Genomic DNA, 21,596 nt, shown 5'->3' on the forward strand with positions numbered 1-21,596 from the left:
GAAGCGGCGGCGGTCGATGACGTTGGTCGTCAGCTCTTGTTGTAAAGACCCGCCGCGCGAATGCCGCGCATTGTAGCCGCAAGGCCGCAAGCTGGCACCCTCAGTGACTGTGACCGGGTCGACGCGCCGAACGGCGGATCAGGCCGATGACCGGCAGCAGCCCCACCAGCACCAGCGTCAATGCTGGCAGCGAGGCACGTGCCCACTCGCCCTCGCTGGTCATCTCGAACACCCGGACGGCAAGGGTGTCCCAGCCGAACGGTCGCATCAGCAAGGTGGCCGGCATTTCCTTGAGCACATCGACGAACACCAACAGCGCGGCACTGAGCGCGCCCGGTACCAACAACGGTAGATACACCTTGAAAAACAATCTCGCGCCACCGACGCCCAGGCTGCGGGACGCCTCGGGCAGCGACGGGCGTATGCGCTCTAGGCTGCTCTCCAGCGGCCCGTAGGCCACCGCGATGAAACGCACCAGATAGGCCAGCAGCAACGCCGAGAGGCTGCCCAGCAGCAGCGGCTTGCCGGCCCCGCCCAGCCAGCTGGACAGCGGGATCACCAAGTGGTTATCGAGGTAGCTGAAGGCCAGCATGATCGACACGGCCAGCACCGAGCCTGGCAAGGCATAGCCCAGGTTGGCCAGGCCGACCCCGGCGCGAATACCACCGGTCGGTGCCTGGCGGCGGGCAAAGGCCAGCAGCAGCGCCACACACACGGTGACCAGCGCCGCCATGCCACCCAGGTACAGGGTGTGCAGCACCAGGCCGACATAACGCTCGTCCAGGTCGTGTCGGCCACGTTGCCAGAACCACGCCAGCAGCTGCAGCAGCGGGATGACGAAGGCGCAGGCGAACACCAGCAGGCACCAGCCACTGGCCAAGAGTGCCTTGACCCCGCGCAGGTGGTACAACGCCTGCCCCCGTGGCCGTTCGTTGCCGCTGCGGCTGGCCCCCCGGGCACGCCGCTCGCCGTACAGCACCAACATAACGGCCAGCAACAGCAGGCTGGCCAACTGGGCAGCACTGGACAGGCTGAAGAAGCCGTACCAGGTCTTGTAGATAGCGGTGGTGAAGGTGTCGAAGTTGAACACCGCCACCGCGCCGAAGTCGGCCAACGTTTCCATCAGGGCCAGGGCGATGCCGGCGCCGATGGCTGGCCGTGCCATGGGCAGGGCCACGCGCCAGAACGCTTGTACCGGTGACAGCCCCAATACCCGTGCCGCTTCCATCAGGCCCTTGCCCTGGGCCAGGAAGGCTGTCCGCGCCAGCAGGTAGACATAGGGGTAGAACACCAGCACCAGGACGATGATCACCCCGCCAGTGGAGCGCACCCGTGGCAAACGCATGAGCCCGAATACCTCGCGCAAGGCGCTTTGCACCGGGCCGGCGAAATCCAGCAGGCCGACGAAGACGAACGCCAGCACATAGGCAGGGATGGCGAATGGCAGCATCAGTGCCCAGTCCAGCCAGCGTCGGCCGGGGAACTCGCAGAGGCTGGTGAGCCAGGCGAGGCTGACGCCCAGCACGGTGACGCCGATGCCGACGCCCATCACCAGCGTCAGCGTGTTGCTGAGCAGGCGGGTCATCTGGGTGTCGAGCAGGTGCGACCAGATCTGCGTATCGATCGACTGCCAGGACAATAGCAGGACGCTCAGGGGCAACAGCACCAGGGCGGCGATCAGGGAGACCGGGAGGTACCAGCGGCGTTGGGGGGTGTGGGGCAAGTTCAATGTCTCTGTGGCTGGTTTGCGACCGCTTTGCGGTCGTTCGCGGGCAAGCCCGCTCCCACAGGGACCGCACAAGGTTTGGACTCTGTGCAGTTCCTGTGGGAGCGGGCTTGCCCGCGAAAGGGCCCTTGCGGGCCCCGAAAGGATAAAGCCTGGCGCTTAGTTGTAACCAGCCCGATCCATCAGACGAATGGCTTCAGCCTGGCGCTTGCCGGCAATTTCCACCGGAATGGTATCGGCCTTGAAGCTGCCCCAGGCGGCCACTTCCTCCGATGGCTTCACCTTCGGGTTGGCCGGGAATTCCTGGTTGATGTCGGCAAACAGTTTCTGCGCTTCTTCACCGGTCATCCATTCCACCAGCTTTTTCGCGGCTTCCGGGTGCGGCGCGTGCTTTGTCAGGCCGATACCCGACAGGTTCACATGCACGCCACGGTCTCCCTGGTTGGGCCAGAAGATCTTCACCGGCAGGTTCGGGTTCTGCTTGTGCAGGCGGCCGTAGTAGTAAGTGTTGACCACGCCCACGTCGCACTGGCCGGCTTCGATGGCCTGGATCACCGCGTTGTCATCGGAGAACACGTCGGTGGACAGGTTGTTGACCCAGCCTTTGACGATTTGCTCGGTCTTGGCCTCGCCATGGGTTTCGATCAGGGTGGCGGTGAGCGACTGGTTGTACACCTTCTTCGCCGTGCGCAGGCACAGGCGGCCTTCCCACTGTTTGTCGGCCAGGGCTTCGTAGGTGCTCAGTTCTTCGGGTTTGACCCGCTCGGTGGAGTAGATGATGGTGCGCGCGCGCAGGCTCAGGCCGGTCCAGTCATGGGACGAGGCGCGGTACTGCGACGGGATGTTCTGGTCGATGATGTCGGACTTGATCGGCTGCAGGATGCCCATCTGCTCGGCCTGCCACAGGTTGCCGGCATCGACGGTCAGCAACAGGTCGGCCACGCCGTTGTCGCCCTCGGCCTTGATGCGCTGCATCAGCGGGGCTTCCTTGTCGGTGATGAACTTGATCTTGACCCCGGTCTTGGCGGTATAGGCATCGAACACCGGCTTGATCAGCTCGTCGATGCGCGAGGAGTACACCACCACTTCGTCCGCCGCTTGGGCGGTGCCGCCGAACAGGGTCAGGGCCAGAGCGGCCAGTAGGGGCTTGCGTGGCAACATGTGAAGCACTCCTCGGATCGTATGAGAGGTGCAAATGGTAGTGAATCCCATTTTCTGGCTCATCTACCTAGCCGTTACCGGATGTTGCAGAGGGGGCCGCTTTGCGGCCCCAGCAATCTCAAGCCCTGGCCAAATCCGGCAGGTCCCCACTCAAACCCAGCGCCTGGCGCACAAACACCGCCTTGGCCTCCGGCATCTTCTCCACCAGTTTCAACCCACTGTTACGCAACCAGCGCAACGGCAGCGGATCAGCCTGGAACAACCGCTCAAAACCTTCCATGGCCGCCATCAACGCCAGGTTGTGCGGCATGCGCCGCCGCTCGTAACGGCTCAACACCTTCACATCTGCCAGCCGCTCACCACGCGCGCAGGCATTGACCAGCACCTCGGCCAGCACCGCAGCATCCAGGAAGCCCAGGTTCACACCCTGCCCGGCCAGCGGGTGAATGGTGTGCGCGGCATCGCCGATCAACGCCAAGCCCTCATCCACATAGCGCTTGGCATGGCGCTGACGCAGCGGCACGCACACCCGTGGGTCGGCCTGCAACACGTCACCCAGCCGCCCCTCGAACGCCCGCTCAAGGGCCCGCAAGAAGGCCGCTTCATCCAGCGCCATCAGCTGCTCGGCATGCTCCGGCGTGGTCGACCACACAATCGAGCACCAGTCCTGCTGGCCATCGCGGGTCAACGGCAGGAATGCCAGTGGCCCCTCATCGGTAAAGCGCTGCCAGGCCGTGGCCTGGTGCCCGGCGCTGCAACGCACGCTGGTCACGATGGCGTGGTGGAGGTAATCCCACTCGCGGGTTTCGCAGCCGGCCAGGCGTCGCACGGCCGAATTGGCGCCGTCGGCCGCGATCACCAGCGGCGCACGCAGCTGGCGGCCGTCGGCAAGGGTCAGCAGCCACTCATCGCCGGAACGACGCAGCTGCTCCAGCCGGGCGTTGGGCAACAGGCCTACGTCACTGTCGTGCAGGCGCTCCAGCAGGCCGTCCTGCACCACCCGGTTCTCGACGATATGGCCGAGCACCTGTGCATGCACACTGGCGGCCGAGAAATGAATCTGCCCAGTGCCACTGCCGTCCCACACATGCATGTCGGAATACGGTGTGGCACGCCGTTGGGCAATGCCGTCCCAGGCGCCAAGGCGTTCGAGAATGCGCTGGCTGGCCGCCGAAAGCGCACTGACACGCGGCTCGAACGGGGCTTGGGCATCGAATGGCTTGACCGTGAGCGGCCCGCCATCGAGCAAGAGGATTTGCAGGCCACTGTGGCGCAATGCCAGGGCCAGGGCGCTGCCGACCATACCGGCACCGACAATCAACAGATCTGCGCGCATTTCCATGCCTTACGCCAGCCTCGCTTGCGGCTTGAGCCGCACGTATAGGGTTTTATCGACCCGCGCGACCAGTTCGCCGGCACCATCGCGGATATCGACCTGCAAACGCGGCAGGCACTTCTTGCCGGTGGCGGTCTGCTGGCGAATGTCGTCCAGCAGCGCGTCATCGACGTGGAATTCGGCATACACCGGGCCTTTGCCCGGCGAGATGAAATCGATGCTGGCGGCCTTGTCCCAGACGATGTAATCGCGGCCCAACTGCTCGATCAGCAGCAACATGTAAAACGGGTCGACCATCGAATACAGGCTGCCGCCGAACTGCGTACCGACATAATTGCGGTTCCAGCGGGTCAGCTTCATCGCTACCTTGACGCTGCGCATGTCCGGGCTGATGTGCTGCACGCGGATCCCGGCGCCCAGGTAGGGTGGATAGAGGTTCAGCAGCCAGCGCAGCATGCGCGCCCGGCGCGCCAGTTTACGAGGGTTGCTCATGCCTGGCCCCGCGGATCGGGGCGGGTACCCAGGCCCATGGCCTGGCGGGCGAACCAGCTTTTGGCCGGCGGCAGCAGGTCGAGCCCGAGCAGGCCGAGGTTACGCCCGGCGGCGAGCAACGGCTGGTTGCTGCCGAACAGGCGCGTGACCTGGTCGGAAAAGCCGATGGTCATGGCCTGGTCCAGGCGCTGACGCTGGTGATAGGCCTGCAGCGTGGTCAGGTCGCCAGGCTGCTGCGGCCCGGCCAGCAGCGCGTCGGCCAGCGACTGCACATCGCGCAGCGACAGGTTGAAACCCTGGCCGGCAATGGGGTGCAGGCTGTGCGCGGCGTTGCCCAGCACCACCAGGTGCGGCCGCACCTGCTCTTGGGCTTCGATCAGCGACAGCGGGTACAGGTGCCGTGCGCCAACCTGGCGCAACGCGCCCAGGCGATAGCCAAACACGCCCTGCAGCTCACGCAGGAAGCTACGCTCGTCGATGTCGGCCAGGCGCCGTGCGTCCATGCCTTGGCGTGTCCACACCAGCGCGCAGCGGTTTTCCGGCAGCGGCAGCAGGGCCATGGGGCCTTCTTCTGTGAAACGCTCAAACGCCTGGCCGCCGTGGGCTTCACCCGGGGTGATGTTGGCGATCAGGGCGCTCTGCTGGTAAGGCGTGTGGCGTACGTGAATACCCAGCTGCTCGCGCAGGCCGGAACGGCCGCCGTCGGCCAGTACCGCCAGGTCGCACTCCAGCTGGGTATCGTCGTTCAAGCACAGGCGGTAACCGCCCTCGATCGCCTGCATGGAGGTGACTTCCGCCGGGCAGCGCCAGCTCACCACCTCACTGTCCAGCCCCTGCCACAGGCATTGGCCCAGCCAGGCGTTTTCCACCACGTAGCCCAACGCTGGTACGCCCTCTTCCAGGGCATCCAGGCGAGTGGCGCCAAAGCGGCCACGGTCGGACACGTGAATCTGACGGATCGGCTCTGCACGCTGACCGATGGCCTGCCACAGGCCCAGCTGCTGGTAGATCTGCTGGGTGCCGAACGACAACGCCGAAGAGCGCGCATCGTAGCTGGGCTGGAAGCTGTCGCCGGGGGCGAACGGTTCGATCAGCAGGATCTTCCAGCCACGCGCTTTGGCCCCGGCTTGCAGGGCCAGGGCCAGGCTTGCGCCGACCAGCCCACCACCGATGATCGCCAGGTTTACCCGGTTCATGCCGCGTCCTTGCGGGCGGCCTGCATCAGCGCCTCGATCTCGGCAACCGTGCGCGGCACGCCCGAAGTCAGGATTTCACAACCTTGCCTGGTCACCACCACGTCGTCCTCGATCCTTACACCAATGCCGCGCCATTTTTTGGCCACGGCCTGATTGTCGGCGCCAATGTAGATGCCTGGCTCGACGGTCAGCGCCATGCCGGGCTCCAGCACCCGCCACTCGCCGCCCACTTTGTACTCGCCCACATCATGCACATCCATGCCCAGCCAATGCCCGGCACGGTGCATGTAGAAGGCGCGGTAGGCCTCACTGTCGATCAGCGCCTGCACCTCACCGGTGAGCAGGCCCAGCGCCACCAGGCCCTCGGTAATCACCCGCACGGTCGCCTCATGCGCGTGGTTCCAGTGCTTGCCGGGGGCAATTTCGGCAAAGGCCGCCGCCTGTGCCTTGAGCACCAGCTCGTAGATGGCCTTCTGCTCGGGCGAAAAACGCCCGCTAACCGGGAAGGTGCGCGTGATGTCACTGGCGTAGCAGTCGATTTCGCAGCCGGCGTCAATCAGCACCAGGTCGCCATCCTTGAGCGGGGCGTCGTTCTGCTGATAGTGCAGGATGCAGCCGTTGCGCCCGGCCGCGACGATCGAGCCGTAGGCCGGCATCTTCGCCCCGCCTTTGCGGAATTCGTAGTCCAGCTCGGCTTCCAGGCTGTATTCGTGCAGCCCGGCCCGGCAGGCCTGCATGGCCCGCACATGAGCCCGTGCCGAAATGTCTGCCGCTGCGCGCATCACCTTTACTTCCGCCGCCGATTTATACAGGCGCATGTCGTGCAGCAGATGATCCAGCGCAACGAACTCGTTCGGCGGCTGCGCGCCCAGGCGGGCCTTGGAGCGGATCACGTTGATCCAGTCCATCAGCCGGCGGTCGAACTCGGCATTGCTACCCATGGCGCTGTACACCCGCTCGCGGCCTTCGATCAGGCCCGGCAGAATCTCGTCGATGTCGGTGATGGGGAAAGCATCGTCGGCGCCAAAATCGCGCACGGCGCCTTCCTGGCCGGCCCGCAGGCCGTCCCACAGCTCGCGCTCGGGGTTGCGTTCACGGCAAAACAGCACGTACTCGCCGTGCTCACGCCCGGGGATCAACGCAATCACTGCCTCCGGCTCCGGGAAGCCGCTGAGGTACTGGAAATCGCTGTCCTGGCGGTACACGTGCTCGACGTCGCGGTTGCGGATGGCAACGGCGGCGGCGGGCAGGATGGCGATACTGTTGGGGACCATCTGCGCCATCAGCGCCTTGCGCCGACGGGCATACTCGGCCTTGGGAATGTGGCTCATGGGCAGACTACCCCCGGTTGATCAGTGCAGCGATGGCTTGGGCGCGGGTGCGGCCGGCTTGGCCAGCTCGGAGAACAGCAACAGCGGTGCCACGCGCAGGTATTCCATGACTTCCATGTAGTCGCTCTCGCCGTCTTCGGACTCTTCGAGCGCTTCCTGCACCTGGGAAATGGCCACCAGGTCCTGCAGCACTTCCTTGGCCTCGTCGGACAGGTCCTTGCCACCGGCATTCAGGCCAAAACCGGTAATGAAGCCCTGGCACCACTGGCCCAGCGCGGTGGCGCGGTCGCTCAGTGCGGCGTCGTCGGAAGGCAACAGCAGGACGATGGCCATGTCGTCGCTGGTGAGCTCGCCCTTGACCATTTCCTGCAGGCCGACCAGAGCGTTGCGCACGGTATCACCGGGCTCGGTTTCCAGCAGCTGGGCGGCATCGGCCAGCCAGCTGTCGGCGTCAAAGCCGGCACCGGCGCAGCTGCGGCCGATCAGCAGGCCGTGCAGCTCGGCCGGGGTAACAGGGTGGCCATTGCTCGAAAGCAGCATGGCGAAGGCGATGTAGGGCGATTGGGTATTGGGCATGGGCAGCTAGGCGCCAGACGGCGCAATGACTAGAATGGAGACCTTGTATCCTAGCACCGGCAGGCGCGCCAAGACCATCGGCACTGGCCGTCGCCGCCCAGGGAGAGGCATCATCGCCAGGTGACTCAACGACGGAGCGAATCGAGTGCAACCCACGCAAGAGAACGACCTGCAGGCACTGATGAGCCGATTCGAGTTGCTGATCGAACGCGTCGAGCAACTAAAACGGCAAAATGCACTCCTAGTAGCGCAGGAAAAATCCTGGCGCGAAGAGCGCGCCCACCTCATCGAAAAGAACGAGATCGCCAAGCGCAAAGTCGAGTCGATGATTTTACGCCTCAAGGCTCTGGAGCAAGACTCATGAGTTCAAGCAATAGCGTCACCGTGCAGATCCTCGACAAGGAATACTCGATCATCTGCCCGCCGGAAGAGCGCAACAACCTGGTCAGCGCCGCCCGCTACCTGGACGGTAAAATGCGCGAGATCCGCAGCAGCGGCAAGGTGATTGGCGCCGACCGTATCGCGGTGATGGCGGCCTTGAACATTACCCACGAGATGCTGCACCGCCAGGAAGACCGCAATGAAGCGCCGGCCAGCGGCACCACCCGCGAACAGGTGCGCGACCTGCTGGAGCGGGTCGATCAGGCGCTGTCCGACGACACGGGTACCAAAATCGGCTGACATTGGTATACTGGCGCCACTCCCTGGGGGATGCGCCAGTCGGTTATGTCCCTGAGCCGATACGCACAACCACGGGGGTTGCACGCTGGGGCCGGTGTGCATGTCCGCCCGACGGAAAGCCTTAACGCCCCCTGCAATCTCCACCTTGAACTTTCGGGTTCAAGGGCTACACCGATAGCGGTCTTATCGGGGAGCCTGAATTTTCTTGCCCGCCCCTTCTGGCGGGCAATTCGTTTTGGCCGACAATGTCGGCCATCACTTCTGGGATCGCCCGTGCCATGACCGACACCGCGCCGCTCACCCGCCCCCAGCTCCGTCGCCTGCTTCGCAACGCCCGCCGCGCCCTTACCCCTGCCCAGCAACGCCAGGCCACCCTCGGCCTGTACCGCCAACTGGCGCAACACCCGCTGTTCCGCCGCGCTCGGCACATTGCCTTGTATTTGCCCAACGACGGCGAAATCGACCCCGGCCTGCTGCTGCGCGAAGCTCAGCGCCGCGGCAAGCGCACCTACCTGCCGGTGCTGCACGCCTGGCCACGTACGCGCATGGTGTTCCAGCGTTTCGAGCAGGGCGAAAAGCTCAAGCCCAACCGTTTCCGTATTCCCGAACCGGTCACCGACCGCAAGCGCCAACGGCCGATCTGGGCGCTGGACCTGATCCTGCTGCCGCTGGTCGGTTTCGATGAAGTGGGCGGGCGCCTGGGCATGGGCGGCGGCTTTTATGATCGCAGCCTGGCCTACCAAGGGCGTCGCAACACCTGGAAGAAGCCTTTGCTGCTGGGGCTGGCGCATGAATGCCAGAAGGTCGAGCGGCTGGCGCAGGCCAGCTGGGATGTACCGCTGCAGGGGACGGTCTCGGACCGTGGCTGGTACCTGGCGCCGCGTTGAGCGGCGCCAGCGAGGGCATCAACGTTGTTGTGGCTGGCTGGCGTCGACCGGCATCTGGTAGGCGTTGTCCAGCTTACGCTCCCAGAACCCTTGCGCATAACCGGTAGTGACCACACCCAGGCCAAAAATGAACACCAGGATCCACAGCAGATCCGGCTTTTTACGTTGATTCATCGAAGATTGCCCCCCAGGCAAACTGTTCAGTGCGCGGCGATTTTCTGGGAATCGCCAGCGCATAGCGCTTTAAACGGGGCGCATTTTCCGACAACCTGCGTCCGCACGCAAACCTTGACGCCAACCGGCTGTCGGTTTCGTGCAACAGGTTATTTCAAACCTTTTCAGGAGCAACCTCCATGGCCTATTGGCTGATGAAATCCGAGCCCGACGAGCTCTCCATCGAAGCCCTCGGCCGCTTGGGCGAAGCGCGCTGGGACGGCGTGCGCAACTATCAGGCGCGTAATTTCCTGCGGGCCATGAGCGTGGGTGACGAATTTTTCTTCTACCACTCCAGCTGCCCGCAACCGGGCATCGCCGGTATTGCCAGGATCACCCGCGCGGCCTACCCCGACCCGACCGCACTGGACCCGCAAAGCCACTATTACGATGCCAAGGCCACGCCCGAGAAAAACCCGTGGAGCGCAGTGGATGTGGCCCATGTGCAAACCCTGCCTCGGGTGTTGGAGCTGGGCTGGCTGAAACAACAAGCCGGCCTGGCCGAGTTGCCGCTGGTGCAAAAAGGCAGCCGCCTGTCGGTGATGCCGGTAACACCCGAACAATGGGCGGTGATTGTCGCGTTGCGTTGAATGTGCAGCTAAGGTCAAGGGTTTGACCGATATCAACACGCCATACAGGGCCGCGCGCCATGATGTGGCGTGCATGACCGCAAGGATGCAGAACGATGAACCGATACGCCCCCAGAATCTTCGCCACCGCACTGATCGCCCTGCTGGCAACAGCCGGTGGGCTGGGGTACTGGAAATCGCTTCACGACCAGTTGCCCGAAGGCCTGAGCATGGGAAATGGCCGCCTGGAGGCCACCGAAGTGCAGATCGCCAGCAAAATTCCCGGTCGCCTGGCCGAAGTGCTGGTCGACGAAGGCGACAAGGTCACCCGCGGCCAGTTACTGGCACGTATCGACACCCGCACCATGGAGGCCCAGCGCACCCAGGCCGAGGCCGAAGTGCTGCGCGCCCGGGAAAACTACGCAGCGGCCCAGGCGTCCGTACAGTTGCGCCAGAGCGAATTGCTGCTGGCCAGCCAGGAACTCAAGCGCGTGCGCGAAATTTTCCAGCGCAAGTACGCCAGTCAGCAATTGCTCGACCAACAGCAGGCGCGCTTCGACACGGCCAACTCGGCCGTGGTCGCGGCCCGCGCCCAGCTGGCAGCAATCAAGGCCGCCATCGGCGCCGCCGAAGCCCAGGTGGCCCAGCTCACCAGTGAAATCGACGACAGCAGCCTGCGTGCGCCCATCGACGGCATTATCCAGTTGCGCCTGGCCGAGCCCGGTGAAGTGCTGGGTGCTGGCGGCCGCGTGCTGATGCTGATCGACCCCAGCGACCAGTACATGAACCTGTACCTCCCGGCTTCCACCAGCGGCCGGCTGATGGTAGGCGACCAGGCGCGGATCGTGCTCGACGCCCTGCCCGAACGTGCCCTGCCGGCGAAAGTGGCGTTCGTTGCGGCCAAGGCCCAGTTCACTCCCAAACAGGTGGAAACCCGCGACGAGCGGCAGAAGCTGGTGTTCCGGGTAAAACTGCGCCTGACCGATCCGGGCACCGTGCCGCAGGCCAAACCGGGCATGCCTGGCGCCGGCTACGTGCGCACGGCTGAGGTGGACTGGCCGGCCAACCTGCAATGAACGCCCCGGCACTGCTGGCCGAGGGTATCAGCCACCGCTATGGCGACCTGACAGCCCTGCATACACTGGGTTTCAGCCTGCCTGCCGGTACCCGCTGCGCACTGATCGGCCCTGATGGCGCGGGCAAATCGACCCTGCTTGGGCTGATCGCCGGCGTGAAGCGCCTGCAACAGGGCGAGTTGCAGGTGCTGGGCGGCTCGATCCGCCAGCGCCGTCATCGGGCTGCGCTGTACCCGAAAGTGGCGTTCATGCCGCAGGGGCTTGGCAACAACCTGTACCCGGAACTGTCGATCAGCGAGAACATCCGCTTTTTCGCCACCCTGTTCGGGCTGGGTCGGCGCGAGTGCGAGCAGCGTATGGCCAACCTGCTGCAAGCCACCGACCTGCAGCGCTTTGCCGAGCGGCCGGCCGGCAAGCTGTCAGGCGGCATGAAGCAGAAGCTGGGCCTGTGCTGCGCGTTGATCCACGAACCGGACCTGCTGATCCTCGACGAGCCGACCACTGGCGTCGACCCGTTGTCGCGGCGGCGCTTCTGGGAGCTGGTCGAACAGGTGCGCGCACAACGCCCCCAGCTGACACTGTTGGTGGCCACCGCCTACATGGAAGAGGCCGAACAATTCGAACATTGCCTGATGCTCGATGGCGGCCGCCTGCTGGCCGCAGGCCCCAGCCATGAGCTGGCCGCAGCCACTCCCAGTGGCAAGCTGGACGATGCCTTCACCCACTACCAGGGCGCAGGCAAGGCGCAGCATCAACCCCTGACCATCCCGCCGCGTGAGGCCAAGGACGGCCAGATCGCCATCGAGGCCCACGACCTGACCCTGCGCTTTGGCGACTTCACAGCGGTGAACAAGGTCAGCTTCGCCATCGGCCGTGGGGAGATCTTCGGCTTCCTCGGCTCCAACGGCTGCGGCAAGACCACCACCATGAAAGTGCTGACCGGCCTGATGCCGGCCAGCGAGGGCAACGCCAGCCTGCTGGGGCGCCCGGTGGACGCCAGCGACCTGGCCACGCGCAAGCGGGTCGGTTTCATGTCGCAGAGTTTCTCGCTGTATGGCGAGCTCAGCACCCGGCAAAACCTGGCCTTGCATGCCCGCCTGTTCGACCTGCCCAAAGCCGAAAGCGCCCAGCGCATCGACGAATTGATAGAGCGCTTCGACCTTGCCGCTATCGCCGACCAACCGTCCGGCGCCCTGCCCCTTGGCCTGCGTCAGCGCCTGTCGTTGGCGGTGGCGGTGCTGCACCGCCCGGAAGTATTGATCCTCGACGAGCCAACCTCTGGCGTCGACCCGGCCGCCCGCGACGACTTCTGGCGCCTGCTGGTAGAGCTGTCCCGCGAGCAGGGCGTGACCATTTTCCTTTCCACTCACTTCATGAACGAAGCCCAGCGCTGCGACCGCATCTCGCTGATGCATGCCGGACGGGTACTGGCCTGCGACACACCGGATGCCTTGCAGCGCCAGTACCACGGCGTCACCCTGGAAGACGCATTCGTTCGCTGCCTGGAGCAAGCCCAGGAGCTGGCACCACAAGCCACGGACAACGCTGTGCTGGAGCAGGCCGCCACGGCCGCGCCGCCGCTGCGCCAGGGCTTCAGCCTGCGCCGCCTGCTGGCGGTGGCCAGCCGCGAGGGCAAGGAGCTGCTGCGCGACAAGGTACGCCTGGCCTTCGCCCTGCTGGGTGCGCTGTTCATGATGGTGATCTTCGGCTACGGCATTTCGCTGGATGTGGAAAACCTTGCCTTTGCTGTGCACGACCAGGACCAGAGCCCGCAAAGCCGGGCGTACCTCGAGGCCTTCCGTGGCTCACGGTATTTCGCCGAGCAGGCGCCGATCCGCGACAGCCGCGAAATGCACCAGCGCCTGCAACGCTCGGAAATCAAACTGGCGCTGGAGATTCCTCCCGGTTTTGGGCGTGACCTGTATGCCGGGCGCCAGCCGGTGGTGGCCGCCTGGCTCGACGGCGGCATGCCGTTCCGGGCGGAAACCAGCCGCAACTACGTGGAAGCCGTGCACCAGGCCAACCTGGAGCAATTGGCAAGGGCCAGCCCACCGCCGCAGGCACGGCAGGACCTGGTGCGCCTGGAAACGCGTTTTCGCTACAACCAGGACGTGGTCAGCGTGAATGCCATCGGCCCGGGCGTGATGGCACTGATCCTGGCCTTCATCCCGGCCATGCTTACTGCGTTGGGCATCGTCCGCGAGAAAGAGCTGGGCTCCATCACCAACTTCTATGCCACCCCCCTCACGCGCCTGGAGTTCCTGCTGGGCAAGCAGATGCCCTACCTGGCCGTAAGCCTGGTCAACCTGGCGCTGCTGGTGGCGATGAACCGCTGGCTGTTCGCCGTGCCGCTCAAGGGCAGCGTGCTGGCCCTGGCCTGCGGGGGCGTGGCCTACCTGCTGGCCACCACCAGCCTGGGCCTGCTGATCTCGGCGTTCACCCGCACCCAGATCGCGGCCATCCTGGGCACCATGATCATCACCAGCCTGCCAACCATCCAGTTTTCCGGGCTGATCGTGCCACGCTCGTCGCTGGACGGCGCAGCGGCGGTGATGGGCCAGCTGTTCCCGGCGGGCTATTTCCTCGATATCGCGGTCGGCACCTTCACCAAGGCACTGGGCCTGCGCGAACTGTGGCCGCAGTGCCTGATCCTGCTGGGCTTCTTTGCCGCGTTCACCGGCCTGAGCCTGGCCATGCTGAAGAAGCAGGAGGCCTGACATGTCGCGCCTGAACCACACCCTGCGCCTGGGCCTGAAAGAACTGACCAGCCTTCGCCACGACAGCGTCCTGCTGCTGTTCCTGCTGTATGCCTTCAGCGTGGCGATCTACATGCCGGCAGCCGGCTCGGTGATCGGCGTGCACAACGCCAGCGTCGCGGTGGTGGACGAAGACCACAGCCTGCTCTCACGCAAGCTCAGCGAAGCCCTGCAACCGCCCGAGTTCCAGCCCGCCGTGCCGCTGGCACCGGAGCACCTGGACCAGGCCATGGACAGCGGCCAGTACACCTTTGTGATCAATGTGCCGGTGAATTTCCAGAGCGACCTGTTGGCCGGGCGCTCGCCGGAATTGCAGATCAATGTCGATGCCACGGCCATGAGCCAGGCGTTCATGGGCGCTGGCTATATCGGCCGCATCTTCGAGCGTGAACTGCTCGACTACAGCCAACGCGGCAATGTGCAAAGCCCAGTGCTGATCAACCCCAAAGCGCTGTTCAACCCCAACCTGGAGGGTGGTTGGTTCCTGGCGGTGATCCAGATCGTCAACAACATCACCATTCTGGCGATCATCCTCACCGGCACCGCGCTGCTGCGTGAGCGTGAGCACGGCACCCTCGACCACCTGCTGGTGCTGCCGCTGACGGCACTGGAAATCATGCTGGCGAAGATTGGCAGCAACGCGCTGGTGGTGGTGATCTGCACGTGGATTTCGCTGGTGGTGGTGGTGAAAGGTGCGCTGGGCGTGCCGTTGTCCGGCTCGATGGGGCTGTTCCTGGCCGTGACGGCGCTGTACCTGTTCGCCAGTACCGCGCTGGGCATCTTCCTCGCCACCCTGGCGCGCTCGACACCGCAGTTCGGCCTGCTGGCGATCCCGGTGATCATCCCGATGCTGTTACTGTCAGGCGGCAGCACACCGCTGGACAGCATGCCGCAGTGGTTGCAGTGGGTGATGCAGGGCTCGCCGTCGACGCACTTCGTCAGCCTGGGGGCGGCGATCCTGTTCCGGGATGCAGGGTGGGCGGTGGTTTGGCCGGATATCCTGGCGCTGGGCCTGATCGGCCTGGTGTTCTTCAGCGTGGCGCTGGCGCGGTTTCGTCGGAGCCTGGCGTCTTGATAACGCAGGCACCGTGGAGGCATCTGTGGGAGCGGACACGCCCGCTCCCACAATTGATTACTGCACGATCAGGTTATTGAACAGCAAGTCTTCAACAATCGGCTTGCCCTCTTCTGCTTCCAGCACCTGCTGCACCTGCTTCAGCGCCTCCTGGCGCAGGTGTTCCTTGGCCTCGACATTGCTCATGCTGTCCACCGTCTGCTGGGTGAACAGCGCCACCAGCTGGTTGCGGATCAGCGGTTCGTGGTGCTGCACCGCCTTGGCGGCTTCATCGCCTGTCACGCGCAGGGCCACATCGGCCTTGTACACACGCAGCCGTGGGCCGCCGTCGAGGGCATAGTTGCCGACAAAGGGCGGGCTCAGACTGATGTAGGCGACCTTGGGCGCCCCTTCCTTGGCTTCTTCGGCCATGGCCGCAGCCGGCAGCAGCAGCGCCAATACCATCAAGATCCACGCTTTCACGAATTCGCTCCTCAATACAGTTGGCGCCAGCTTACCCAGCACACCGCTCAAACCCAAGCCCGGGCTTATGCCGGCACTTATGCCTGCACATCAGGGTGGGCCATGCTCGTTGACCCGGCAGGTGGCCCTCCTACACTTATCGGCCACTACCCGCAAAGGAATAGCCCCGATGAAAGCTGTGTTGTGCAAAACCCTGGGCCCGGCGCGCAACCTGGTGCTGGAAGACGTGGCCAGCCCGCTGCCGAAGAAGAACGAGATCCTGCTGGATGTGCAGGCCGCCGGGGTCAACTTCCCCGACACCCTGATCATCGAAGGCAAGTACCAGTTCCAGCCGCCGCTGCCATTCTCGCCGGGTGGCGAAGCGGCGGGCGTGGTGGCTGCGGTCGGGGAAAAGGCTGGAGCGTTCAAGGTGGGTGACCGGGTCATGGCGCTGACCGGCTGGGGCGCGTTTGCCGAACAGGTGGCGGTGCCGTTCTACAACGTACTGCCGATCCCGGCGAGCATGGATTTCACCACCGCTGCGGCATTCGGCATGACCTACGGCACCTCGATGCACGCCCTGCGCCAGCGTGGCCAACTGCAAGCAGCTGAAACCCTGCTGGTGTTGGGCGCTTCCGGCGGTGTTGGGCTGGCGGCAGTGGAAATCGGCAAGGCCATGGGCGCGCGGGTGATCGCGGCGGCCAGCAGTGCCGAGAAACTGGCCGTGGCCAAGGCGGCCGGGGCGGATGAGCTGATCGACTATAGCCAGGCCAGCCTGCGCGACGAGATCAAGCGGCTTTCCGGTGGCCAGGGTGTGGATGTCATCTACGACCCGGTCGGTGGCGAGTTGTTCGAGCAGGCCGTGCGCGGGCTGGCCTGGAATGGCCGGCTGCTGGTGGTGGGCTTTGCCAGCGGGACCATTCCGCAGTTGGCGGCCAACCTGGTGTTGCTCAAGGGCGCTGCGGTGCTGGGGGTGTTCTGGGGGGCGTTTGCACAGCGCCAGCCGGAAGATAACGCGGCCAACTTCAGGCAGCTGTTTGCCTGGCATGCCGAGGGCAAGTTGAAACCGCTGGTGTCGCAGACTTATCCACTGGCTGAGGCTGGAGCTGCCATCGAGAAGTTGGGGCAGCGGCAGGCTGTGGGTAAGTTGGTGGTGTTGGCCAAGTAAGAAAGTTCCGGCCCTTTCGCGGGCAAGCCCGCTCTCACAGGGATCGCACCGACCTTGAGAAATGTGCAGTACCTGTGGGAGCGGGCTTGCGCGCGAAGAGGCCGGTACAGGTTACTCACACTTCGCGCAGGTTATGGCAGCGCCGGAACCGCGCCTCCAGGTTGCGATCGGGCATCTGGTGGCTGCGCAAGGCATTCAACGTCTGTTCCACGTAGTCCCGCGTGGTGCCATAACGCCCTTTGGCACTGGCCAGAATCTGGCTGAGCAAGGTATCTGGCAAGTTCCCCGCATAGCACGGCAAATGCCGCTCCAGCACAAAGCCTAAAGCCTGCACCTTGCTACCATCGCCCAGCCGGCAGGTGAGCCAGTGCGGTCGGTATGCCGGGTACGGCATCTCGCGCTGCCACAGGGCCATCAGCGAGTCATCCAGGTTGCTTTCATCCAGCCGGTAGGCAAAGCCGCTGCAGGAACCGCCACGGTCCAGGCCAAACACCAGCCCGGGCGTTTCCGGGGTACCGCGGTGTTCGTGCGACCACAGGTACAAGCCCCGGTGATAGCCATGTACCCGCGCGCGCTGGCGTTCTACCGAATTGCACTCCGGCCGCCAGATCAACGAACCATAGGCAAACAACCACACCGGCCCACCCTGATGGCGCGACATGGTCGTCTTCATCGAGTTGAACAACTGGTCGTGAGTATGTTGCTGACCGAAGTCGAGTGCCGGAGGATATGAAACTTCCCAGGACATACTTTCAAGTGCCGACATAAGCTGCCGCCATTATCCCTGTGAACTACGGATGTAGCGAGATTCGATTACGCTGCGGCCCAAGGCCTCTATACCAAGGGCGCTTGCAGTAAACATAGGCCAGAACGGCAGGAATACTCAAGCCCTCGCATCAGTGTTTCATGCGCGGTTCCGACGACTGGAAAGTACTGTTTCAACAGCGGTGAAAGTTATTAGCCAAGGCGGTAACAATTACCGCCTTATACCCACACTTTCAAACTTCGGTTATTAACCGCGCGGTGCGTAGGCAAACACATCCGCACGCATGCGGTGTGCATCCATGCCGGCTTCGACCAGGGCGTCGAGGGTGGCGTAGATCATGTTTGGGGAACCACTGGCATACACATGCACGGTGTTGAGGTCGGCAATGTCCTCGCAAACCGCCTCGTGCAACATGCCGCAACGGCCTTCCCAGCCACACAGGTCGCTGACAACCTGATGCAGGAACAGGTTGGGCAGGCGCTGCCATTCATCCCAGTGCTCGATCTGGTAGAAGTCTTCGGGCCTGCGCACGCCCCAGTACAGGTGCACCGGGTGCTTGAAGCCCTTGGCCCGGCAATGCTCGACCAGGCTGTGCATCTGGCCCATGCCGGTACCCGCGGCGATCAGCACCAGCGGCCCATCCGGCAGCTCGGCCAGGTGAGTGTCGCCGAATGGCATTTCGATGCGCGCCAAACCGTCACGCTTGAGTTGCTCGATCAGTTGCAGCGCACTGGGCTCACGCGCCAGCACATGCAGCTCCAGCTCACGACCGCCGTGGGGCGCGGAGGCCAGCGAGAAGGCCGCCTGCTTGCCGCCCTCGCGCTCGATCATCAGGTATTGCCCGGCGTGGTAACGCGGCGGCTTGCCGGCTGGCGCGCGCAAACGCACCCGCCACACGTCGCCACCGACGTCGACGCACTCGCTGACGCTGCACGCCAGCTTGCGCACTGGCAGCTCGCCCAGGGCGAGCACACCGTCCCAGAGCAACACACAGTCCTCCAGCGGTTCGGCAATGCAGGTGAACAACTCGCCATGGTCGCGGACTTCGCCATCCTGGCGTACCCGGCCTTCGACCAACAACGCGGCGCAAACATGGCAATTGCCATTGCGGCAGCTGTTCGGGCAGTCATAGCCCAACCGCCGCGCTCCATCCAGGATCCGTTCCCCGGGTTCGAGCGCCAGCACCGCCCCGGACGGCTGCAACGTTACCTGCATCAATCTATTCCCAACTGATCCCACAGCTCATCGATACGGCGGGTGACGGCTTCGTCCTTGACGATGACCCGTCCCCATTCGCGTGTTGTCTCGCCCGGCCACTTGTGCGTGGCGTCCAGGCCCATCTTCGACCCCAGCCCCGATACCGGCGACGCGAAGTCCAGGTAGTCGATCGGCGTGTTGTCGATCATCACCGTATCACGCTTGGGGTCCATGCGCGTGGTAATGGCCCAGATCACATCGTTCCAGTCACGGGCGTTGATATCGTCATCGGTCACAATAACGAACTTGGTGTACATGAACTGTCGCAGGAACGACCACACACCCAGCATCACGCGCTTGGCGTGGCCCGGGTACTGCTTCTTCATGGTCACCACCGCCATACGGTACGAGCAGCCTTCCGGCGGCAGGTAGAAGTCGGTAATTTCCGGGAACTGCTTCTGCAGGATTGGCACGAACACTTCGTTCAACGCCACACCGAGGATTGCCGGCTCATCTGGCGGCCGGCCGGTGTAGGTGCTGTGGTAGATCGGCTTTTGCCGGTGCGTGATGCGCTCGACGGTGAACACCGGGAAGCTGTCCACTTCGTTGTAGTAACCGGTGTGGTCGCCGTACGGGCCTTCCGGGGCCATTTCGCCCGGATGAATCACACCTTCCAGGATGATTTCGGCAGTGGCCGGCACCTGAAGGTTGCTGCCACGGCACTTGACCAACTCGGTGCGGTTGCCACGCAGCAGGCCGGCGAAGGCATATTCAGAGAGGGTGTCCGGCACCGGGGTCACGGCGCCGAGGATGGTTGCCGGGTCAGCGCCCAGTGCCACGGCAACCGGGAACGGCTGGCCGGGGTTCTTCTCGCACCACTCGCGGTAGTCGAGGGCGCCACCACGGTGGCTGAGCCAGCGCATGATGACCTTGTTGCGGCCGATGACCTGCTGGCGGTAGATGCCCAGGTTCTGGCGGTCCTTGTTCGGGCCACGGGTAACCGTAAGGCCCCAGGTGATCAGCGGCGCCACGTCGCCCGGCCAGCAGTGCTGGATCGGCAGTGCACCAAGGTCGACATCGTCACCCTCGACCACCACTTCCTGGCACACCGCGTCCTTGACCACTTTCGGCGCCATCGACACGACCTTCTTGAAGATCGGCAGCTTGGACCAGGCGTCCTTCAGGCCCTTTGGCGGCTCGGGCTCCTTGAGGAAGGCCAGTAGCTTGCCGATCTCACGCAGTTCGTCGACCGACTCGGCGCCCATGCCCATGGCCACGCGCTCTGGCGTACCGAACAGGTTGCCGAGTACCGGGATGTCGAAGCCGGTGGGCTTTTCGAACAGCAAAGCCGGGCCTTTGGCACGCAAGGTGCGGTCGCAGACCTCGGTCATTTCCAGGACGGGGGAAATCGGAACCTGGATGCGCTTGAGTTCGCCGCGCTGCTCCAGGCCACGGATGAAGTCGCGCAAGTCGCGATACTGCATGCATAAGCCTCGTGTTGGCCGTATCGGTCGGGGTGCAGAGTGTAGCGCCGATAGGGCCGCAATAGCCAAAGTACAGATAGCAAAAAGCCGGGTTTCCCCGGCTTTTGCGTGGTACGACGATCTTACTTGCGCTTCATCGACAAGAAGAACTCGTCGTTGGTCTTGGTCTGCTTGAGCTTGTCGACCAGGAACTCGATGGCGGCGATTTCGTCCATCGGGTGCAGCAGCTTGCGCAGGATCCACATGCGCTGCAGTTCGTCGTCGGCGGTCAGCAGCTCTTCGCGACGGGTACCGGAACGGTTGATGTTGATGGCCGGGAACACGCGTTTCTCGGCGATGCGGCGGTCCAGTGGCAGCTCCATGTTGCCGGTGCCCTTGAACTCTTCGTAGATCACTTCGTCCATCTTCGAGCCGGTTTCGACCAGCGCGGTGGCGATGATGGTCAGCGAGCCGCCTTCCTCGATGTTACGCGCAGCACCAAAGAAGCGCTTCGGCTTCTCCAGGGCGTGGGCGTCGACACCACCGGTCAGCACCTTGCCGGAGCTCGGGATCACGGTGTTGTAGGCCCGCGCCAGACGGGTGATGGAGTCCAGCAGGATGACCACGTCCTTCTTGTGCTCGACCAGGCGCTTGGCCTTTTCGATCACCATTTCGGCAACCTGCACGTGGCGGGTTGGCGGCTCGTCGAAGGTGGAGGCAACCACTTCGCCGCGCACGGTGCGCTGCATTTCGGTCACTTCTTCCGGGCGCTCGTCGATCAGCAGGACGATCAGGTGGCACTCGGGGTTGTTACGGGTGATGTTGGCCGCAATGTTCTGCAGCATGATCGTCTTGCCCGCTTTTGGCGGAGCGACGATCAGGCCACGCTGGCCTTTGCCGATCGGGGCGCACAGGTCGATGACGCGACCGGTCAAGTCCTCGGTGGAGCCGTTACCAGCCTCCATCTTCAGGCGCTTGTTCGGGAACAGCGGCGTCAGGTTTTCGAACAGGATCTTGTTCTTCGCGTTTTCCGGACGGTCGAAGTTGATGGTGTCGACCTTCAGCAGGGCGAAGTAACGCTCCCCTTCCTTCGGTGGGCGGATCTTGCCGACGATGGTGTCGCCGGTACGCAGGTTGAAACGGCGGATCTGGCTAGGCGAGACGTAGATATCGTCTGGGCCGGCCAGGTAGGACGCATCAGCCGAACGCAGGAAACCGAAACCATCCTGGAGAATCTCCAGCACGCCGTCACCCGAGATCTCTTCGCCGCTTTTCGCGTGCTTCTTCAGCAGGGCGAAAATCACGTCCTGTTTGCGCGAACGGGCCATGTTTTCGATGCCCATCTGTTCGGCCATTTCCAAAAGATCGGTAATCGGCTTTTGCTTGAGTTCAGTCAGGTTCATAAGGGGAGTGACGTAATCATGTAAGAAGGGAGAATTAAGCTTCTGGCTTAATGAGGCCGCGCCGCTAGATGGCGACAGGATCG

General features: G+C 64.0%; 21 protein-coding genes and 1 other RNA gene. 9 read left to right on the forward strand and 13 right to left on the reverse strand.

From position 1 onward, the window contains the following. Nucleotides 1-100: 100 nt before the first annotated feature. The 7 genes from ACF8R4_RS03245 to ACF8R4_RS03275 form a co-directional block, all read right to left on the reverse strand. On the reverse strand, nt 101-1,723 hold the full coding sequence (locus ACF8R4_RS03245; RefSeq protein ID WP_060498142.1) for an iron ABC transporter permease: 1,623 nt from the start codon (nt 1,721-1,723) through the stop codon (nt 101-103). Nucleotides 1,724-1,885: 162 nt separating this feature from the next. After that, nucleotides 1,886-2,887 carry an extracellular solute-binding protein gene (locus ACF8R4_RS03250; RefSeq protein WP_164525189.1) on the reverse strand — a complete coding sequence of 334 codons (1,002 nt, stop codon included), beginning with the start codon at nt 2,885-2,887 and terminating at the stop codon, nt 1,886-1,888. 118 nt (nt 2,888-3,005) lie between these two features. After that, nucleotides 3,006-4,223, reverse strand: a complete 1,218-nt coding sequence (locus ACF8R4_RS03255; RefSeq protein WP_392491778.1) for a 2-octaprenyl-3-methyl-6-methoxy-1,4-benzoquinol hydroxylase — start codon at nt 4,221-4,223, stop codon at nt 3,006-3,008. Nucleotides 4,224-4,232: 9 nt separating this feature from the next. Beyond that, nucleotides 4,233-4,715: a DUF4442 domain-containing protein gene (locus ACF8R4_RS03260; RefSeq protein ID WP_060498144.1), complete on the reverse strand. Its 483-nt coding sequence runs from the start codon at nt 4,713-4,715 to the stop codon at nt 4,233-4,235. Beyond that, entirely contained in the window at nt 4,712-5,911 is a 1,200-nt protein-coding gene (ubiH, locus tag ACF8R4_RS03265; protein ID WP_060498145.1) for a 2-octaprenyl-6-methoxyphenyl hydroxylase, read from the reverse strand. The genes ACF8R4_RS03260 and ubiH overlap by 4 nt, the downstream gene beginning before the upstream one ends. Next, nucleotides 5,908-7,242, reverse strand: a complete 1,335-nt coding sequence (gene pepP / locus ACF8R4_RS03270; protein ID WP_060498146.1) for a Xaa-Pro aminopeptidase — start codon at nt 7,240-7,242, stop codon at nt 5,908-5,910. The genes ubiH and pepP overlap by 4 nt, the downstream gene beginning before the upstream one ends. A 21-nt stretch (nt 7,243-7,263) precedes the next feature. Next, nucleotides 7,264-7,818, reverse strand: a complete 555-nt coding sequence (locus ACF8R4_RS03275) for a YecA family protein (RefSeq protein ID WP_060498147.1) — start codon at nt 7,816-7,818, stop codon at nt 7,264-7,266. Between the two features lie 181 nt (nt 7,819-7,999). Between ACF8R4_RS03275 and ACF8R4_RS03280 the strand changes: the two genes are divergently transcribed. The 4 genes from ACF8R4_RS03280 to ACF8R4_RS03295 all read left to right on the forward strand — a co-directional run bounded on the left by ACF8R4_RS03280 (nt 8,000) and on the right by ACF8R4_RS03295 (nt 9,386). Next, nucleotides 8,000-8,182 carry a TIGR02449 family protein gene (locus ACF8R4_RS03280; RefSeq protein WP_029886233.1) on the forward strand — a complete coding sequence of 61 codons (183 nt, stop codon included), beginning with the start codon at nt 8,000-8,002 and terminating at the stop codon, nt 8,180-8,182. Beyond that, nucleotides 8,179-8,499 carry a cell division protein ZapA gene (locus ACF8R4_RS03285; RefSeq protein WP_028698408.1) on the forward strand — a complete coding sequence of 107 codons (321 nt, stop codon included), beginning with the start codon at nt 8,179-8,181 and terminating at the stop codon, nt 8,497-8,499. The genes ACF8R4_RS03280 and ACF8R4_RS03285 overlap by 4 nt, the downstream gene beginning before the upstream one ends. A gap of 17 nt (nt 8,500-8,516) precedes the next feature. Beyond that, nucleotides 8,517-8,696: non-coding RNA, 6S RNA (ssrS, locus tag ACF8R4_RS03290), on the forward strand. Nucleotides 8,697-8,777: 81 nt separating this feature from the next. Next, on the forward strand, nt 8,778-9,386 hold the full coding sequence (locus tag ACF8R4_RS03295; RefSeq protein ID WP_060498155.1) for a 5-formyltetrahydrofolate cyclo-ligase: 609 nt from the start codon (nt 8,778-8,780) through the stop codon (nt 9,384-9,386). An 18-nt stretch (nt 9,387-9,404) separates the two neighbouring features. Here the strand turns inward: ACF8R4_RS03295 and ACF8R4_RS03300 are convergent, their stop codons facing one another. After that, a complete protein-coding gene (locus ACF8R4_RS03300; protein WP_164525190.1) occupies nt 9,405-9,560 on the reverse strand; it encodes a hypothetical protein in 156 nt (51 codons plus the stop codon). A 179-nt stretch (nt 9,561-9,739) separates the two neighbouring features. Here ACF8R4_RS03300 and ACF8R4_RS03305 point away from each other — a divergent pair, with 179 nt between their 5' ends. The 4 genes from ACF8R4_RS03305 (at nt 9,740) to ACF8R4_RS03320 (ending at nt 15,075) form a co-directional block, all read left to right on the forward strand. Next, on the forward strand, nt 9,740-10,189 hold the full coding sequence (locus ACF8R4_RS03305) for an EVE domain-containing protein (RefSeq protein WP_025752145.1): 450 nt from the start codon (nt 9,740-9,742) through the stop codon (nt 10,187-10,189). Between the two features lie 95 nt (nt 10,190-10,284). Continuing rightward, nucleotides 10,285-11,244 (forward strand): HlyD family secretion protein, encoded by a 960-nt coding sequence (locus tag ACF8R4_RS03310; protein WP_164525191.1) that lies wholly within the window; start codon nt 10,285-10,287, stop codon nt 11,242-11,244. Then, a complete protein-coding gene (rbbA, locus tag ACF8R4_RS03315; RefSeq protein WP_060498149.1) occupies nt 11,241-13,961 on the forward strand; it encodes a ribosome-associated ATPase/putative transporter RbbA in 2,721 nt (906 codons plus the stop codon). The genes ACF8R4_RS03310 and rbbA overlap by 4 nt, the downstream gene beginning before the upstream one ends. Before the next feature lies 1 nt (nt 13,962). Continuing rightward, nucleotides 13,963-15,075, forward strand: a complete 1,113-nt coding sequence (locus ACF8R4_RS03320) for an ABC transporter permease (RefSeq protein WP_019096508.1) — start codon at nt 13,963-13,965, stop codon at nt 15,073-15,075. Nucleotides 15,076-15,132: 57 nt separating this feature from the next. Here the strand turns inward: ACF8R4_RS03320 and ACF8R4_RS03325 are convergent, their stop codons facing one another. Beyond that, nucleotides 15,133-15,537: a flagellar basal body-associated protein FliL gene (locus tag ACF8R4_RS03325; RefSeq protein WP_016712618.1), complete on the reverse strand. Its 405-nt coding sequence runs from the start codon at nt 15,535-15,537 to the stop codon at nt 15,133-15,135. A 169-nt stretch (nt 15,538-15,706) separates the two neighbouring features. Here ACF8R4_RS03325 and ACF8R4_RS03330 point away from each other — a divergent pair, with 169 nt between their 5' ends. Beyond that, nucleotides 15,707-16,684: an NADPH:quinone oxidoreductase family protein gene (locus ACF8R4_RS03330; protein WP_060498151.1), complete on the forward strand. Its 978-nt coding sequence runs from the start codon at nt 15,707-15,709 to the stop codon at nt 16,682-16,684. Nucleotides 16,685-16,799: 115 nt separating this feature from the next. Here the strand turns inward: ACF8R4_RS03330 and ACF8R4_RS03335 are convergent, their stop codons facing one another. The 4 genes from ACF8R4_RS03335 to rho form a co-directional block, all read right to left on the reverse strand. Then, complete coding sequence (locus ACF8R4_RS03335) at nt 16,800-17,450, reverse strand: gamma-glutamylcyclotransferase (RefSeq protein WP_016712620.1); 651 nt, start codon at nt 17,448-17,450, stop codon at nt 16,800-16,802. A 246-nt stretch (nt 17,451-17,696) separates the two neighbouring features. Next, nucleotides 17,697-18,665 (reverse strand): CDP-6-deoxy-delta-3,4-glucoseen reductase, encoded by a 969-nt coding sequence (locus ACF8R4_RS03340; protein WP_060498152.1) that lies wholly within the window; start codon nt 18,663-18,665, stop codon nt 17,697-17,699. After that, the gene (ubiD, locus tag ACF8R4_RS03345) at nt 18,665-20,131 is read right to left on the reverse strand and encodes a 4-hydroxy-3-polyprenylbenzoate decarboxylase (RefSeq protein ID WP_016489755.1); all 1,467 of its coding nucleotides are present in this window, start codon (nt 20,129-20,131) and stop codon (nt 18,665-18,667) included. The genes ACF8R4_RS03340 and ubiD overlap by 1 nt, the downstream gene beginning before the upstream one ends. Nucleotides 20,132-20,253: 122 nt before the next feature. After that, complete coding sequence (gene rho, locus ACF8R4_RS03350; protein WP_003253661.1) at nt 20,254-21,513, reverse strand: transcription termination factor Rho; 1,260 nt, start codon at nt 21,511-21,513, stop codon at nt 20,254-20,256. Nucleotides 21,514-21,596: the final 83 nt, after the last annotated feature.

Source organism: Pseudomonas sp. FYR_2 (assembly GCF_043106425.1).
In the GTDB taxonomy this organism is placed as follows: domain Bacteria; phylum Pseudomonadota; class Gammaproteobacteria; order Pseudomonadales; family Pseudomonadaceae; genus Aquipseudomonas; species Aquipseudomonas monteilii.

What these genes read in the sequence shown, in the direction of transcription:
- ACF8R4_RS03250 (WP_164525189.1), bottom strand. Translation starts at nt 2,887, where the DNA reads ATGTTGCCACGCAAGCCCCTACTGGCCGCTCTGGCCCTGACCCTGTTC.
- ACF8R4_RS03255 (WP_392491778.1), bottom strand. Translation starts at nt 4,223, where the DNA reads ATGCGCGCAGATCTGTTGATTGTCGGTGCCGGTATGGTCGGCAGCGCC.
- ACF8R4_RS03260 (WP_060498144.1), bottom strand. Translation starts at nt 4,715, where the DNA reads ATGAGCAACCCTCGTAAACTGGCGCGCCGGGCGCGCATGCTGCGCTGG.
- ubiH (WP_060498145.1), bottom strand. Translation starts at nt 5,911, where the DNA reads ATGAACCGGGTAAACCTGGCGATCATCGGTGGTGGGCTGGTCGGCGCA.
- pepP (WP_060498146.1), bottom strand. Translation starts at nt 7,242, where the DNA reads ATGAGCCACATTCCCAAGGCCGAGTATGCCCGTCGGCGCAAGGCGCTG.
- ACF8R4_RS03275 (WP_060498147.1), bottom strand. Translation starts at nt 7,818, where the DNA reads ATGCCCAATACCCAATCGCCCTACATCGCCTTCGCCATGCTGCTTTCG.
- ACF8R4_RS03280 (WP_029886233.1), top strand. Translation starts at nt 8,000, where the DNA reads ATGAGCCGATTCGAGTTGCTGATCGAACGCGTCGAGCAACTAAAACGG.
- ACF8R4_RS03285 (WP_028698408.1), top strand. Translation starts at nt 8,179, where the DNA reads ATGAGTTCAAGCAATAGCGTCACCGTGCAGATCCTCGACAAGGAATAC.
- ACF8R4_RS03295 (WP_060498155.1), top strand. Translation starts at nt 8,778, where the DNA reads ATGACCGACACCGCGCCGCTCACCCGCCCCCAGCTCCGTCGCCTGCTT.
- ACF8R4_RS03300 (WP_164525190.1), bottom strand. Translation starts at nt 9,560, where the DNA reads ATGAATCAACGTAAAAAGCCGGATCTGCTGTGGATCCTGGTGTTCATT.
- ACF8R4_RS03305 (WP_025752145.1), top strand. Translation starts at nt 9,740, where the DNA reads ATGGCCTATTGGCTGATGAAATCCGAGCCCGACGAGCTCTCCATCGAA.
- ACF8R4_RS03310 (WP_164525191.1), top strand. Translation starts at nt 10,285, where the DNA reads ATGAACCGATACGCCCCCAGAATCTTCGCCACCGCACTGATCGCCCTG.
- rbbA (WP_060498149.1), top strand. Translation starts at nt 11,241, where the DNA reads ATGAACGCCCCGGCACTGCTGGCCGAGGGTATCAGCCACCGCTATGGC.
- ACF8R4_RS03320 (WP_019096508.1), top strand. Translation starts at nt 13,963, where the DNA reads ATGTCGCGCCTGAACCACACCCTGCGCCTGGGCCTGAAAGAACTGACC.
- ACF8R4_RS03330 (WP_060498151.1), top strand. Translation starts at nt 15,707, where the DNA reads ATGAAAGCTGTGTTGTGCAAAACCCTGGGCCCGGCGCGCAACCTGGTG.
- ACF8R4_RS03335 (WP_016712620.1), bottom strand. Translation starts at nt 17,450, where the DNA reads ATGTCGGCACTTGAAAGTATGTCCTGGGAAGTTTCATATCCTCCGGCA.
- ACF8R4_RS03340 (WP_060498152.1), bottom strand. Translation starts at nt 18,665, where the DNA reads ATGCAGGTAACGTTGCAGCCGTCCGGGGCGGTGCTGGCGCTCGAACCC.
- ubiD (WP_016489755.1), bottom strand. Translation starts at nt 20,131, where the DNA reads ATGCAGTATCGCGACTTGCGCGACTTCATCCGTGGCCTGGAGCAGCGC.
- rho (WP_003253661.1), bottom strand. Translation starts at nt 21,513, where the DNA reads ATGAACCTGACTGAACTCAAGCAAAAGCCGATTACCGATCTTTTGGAA.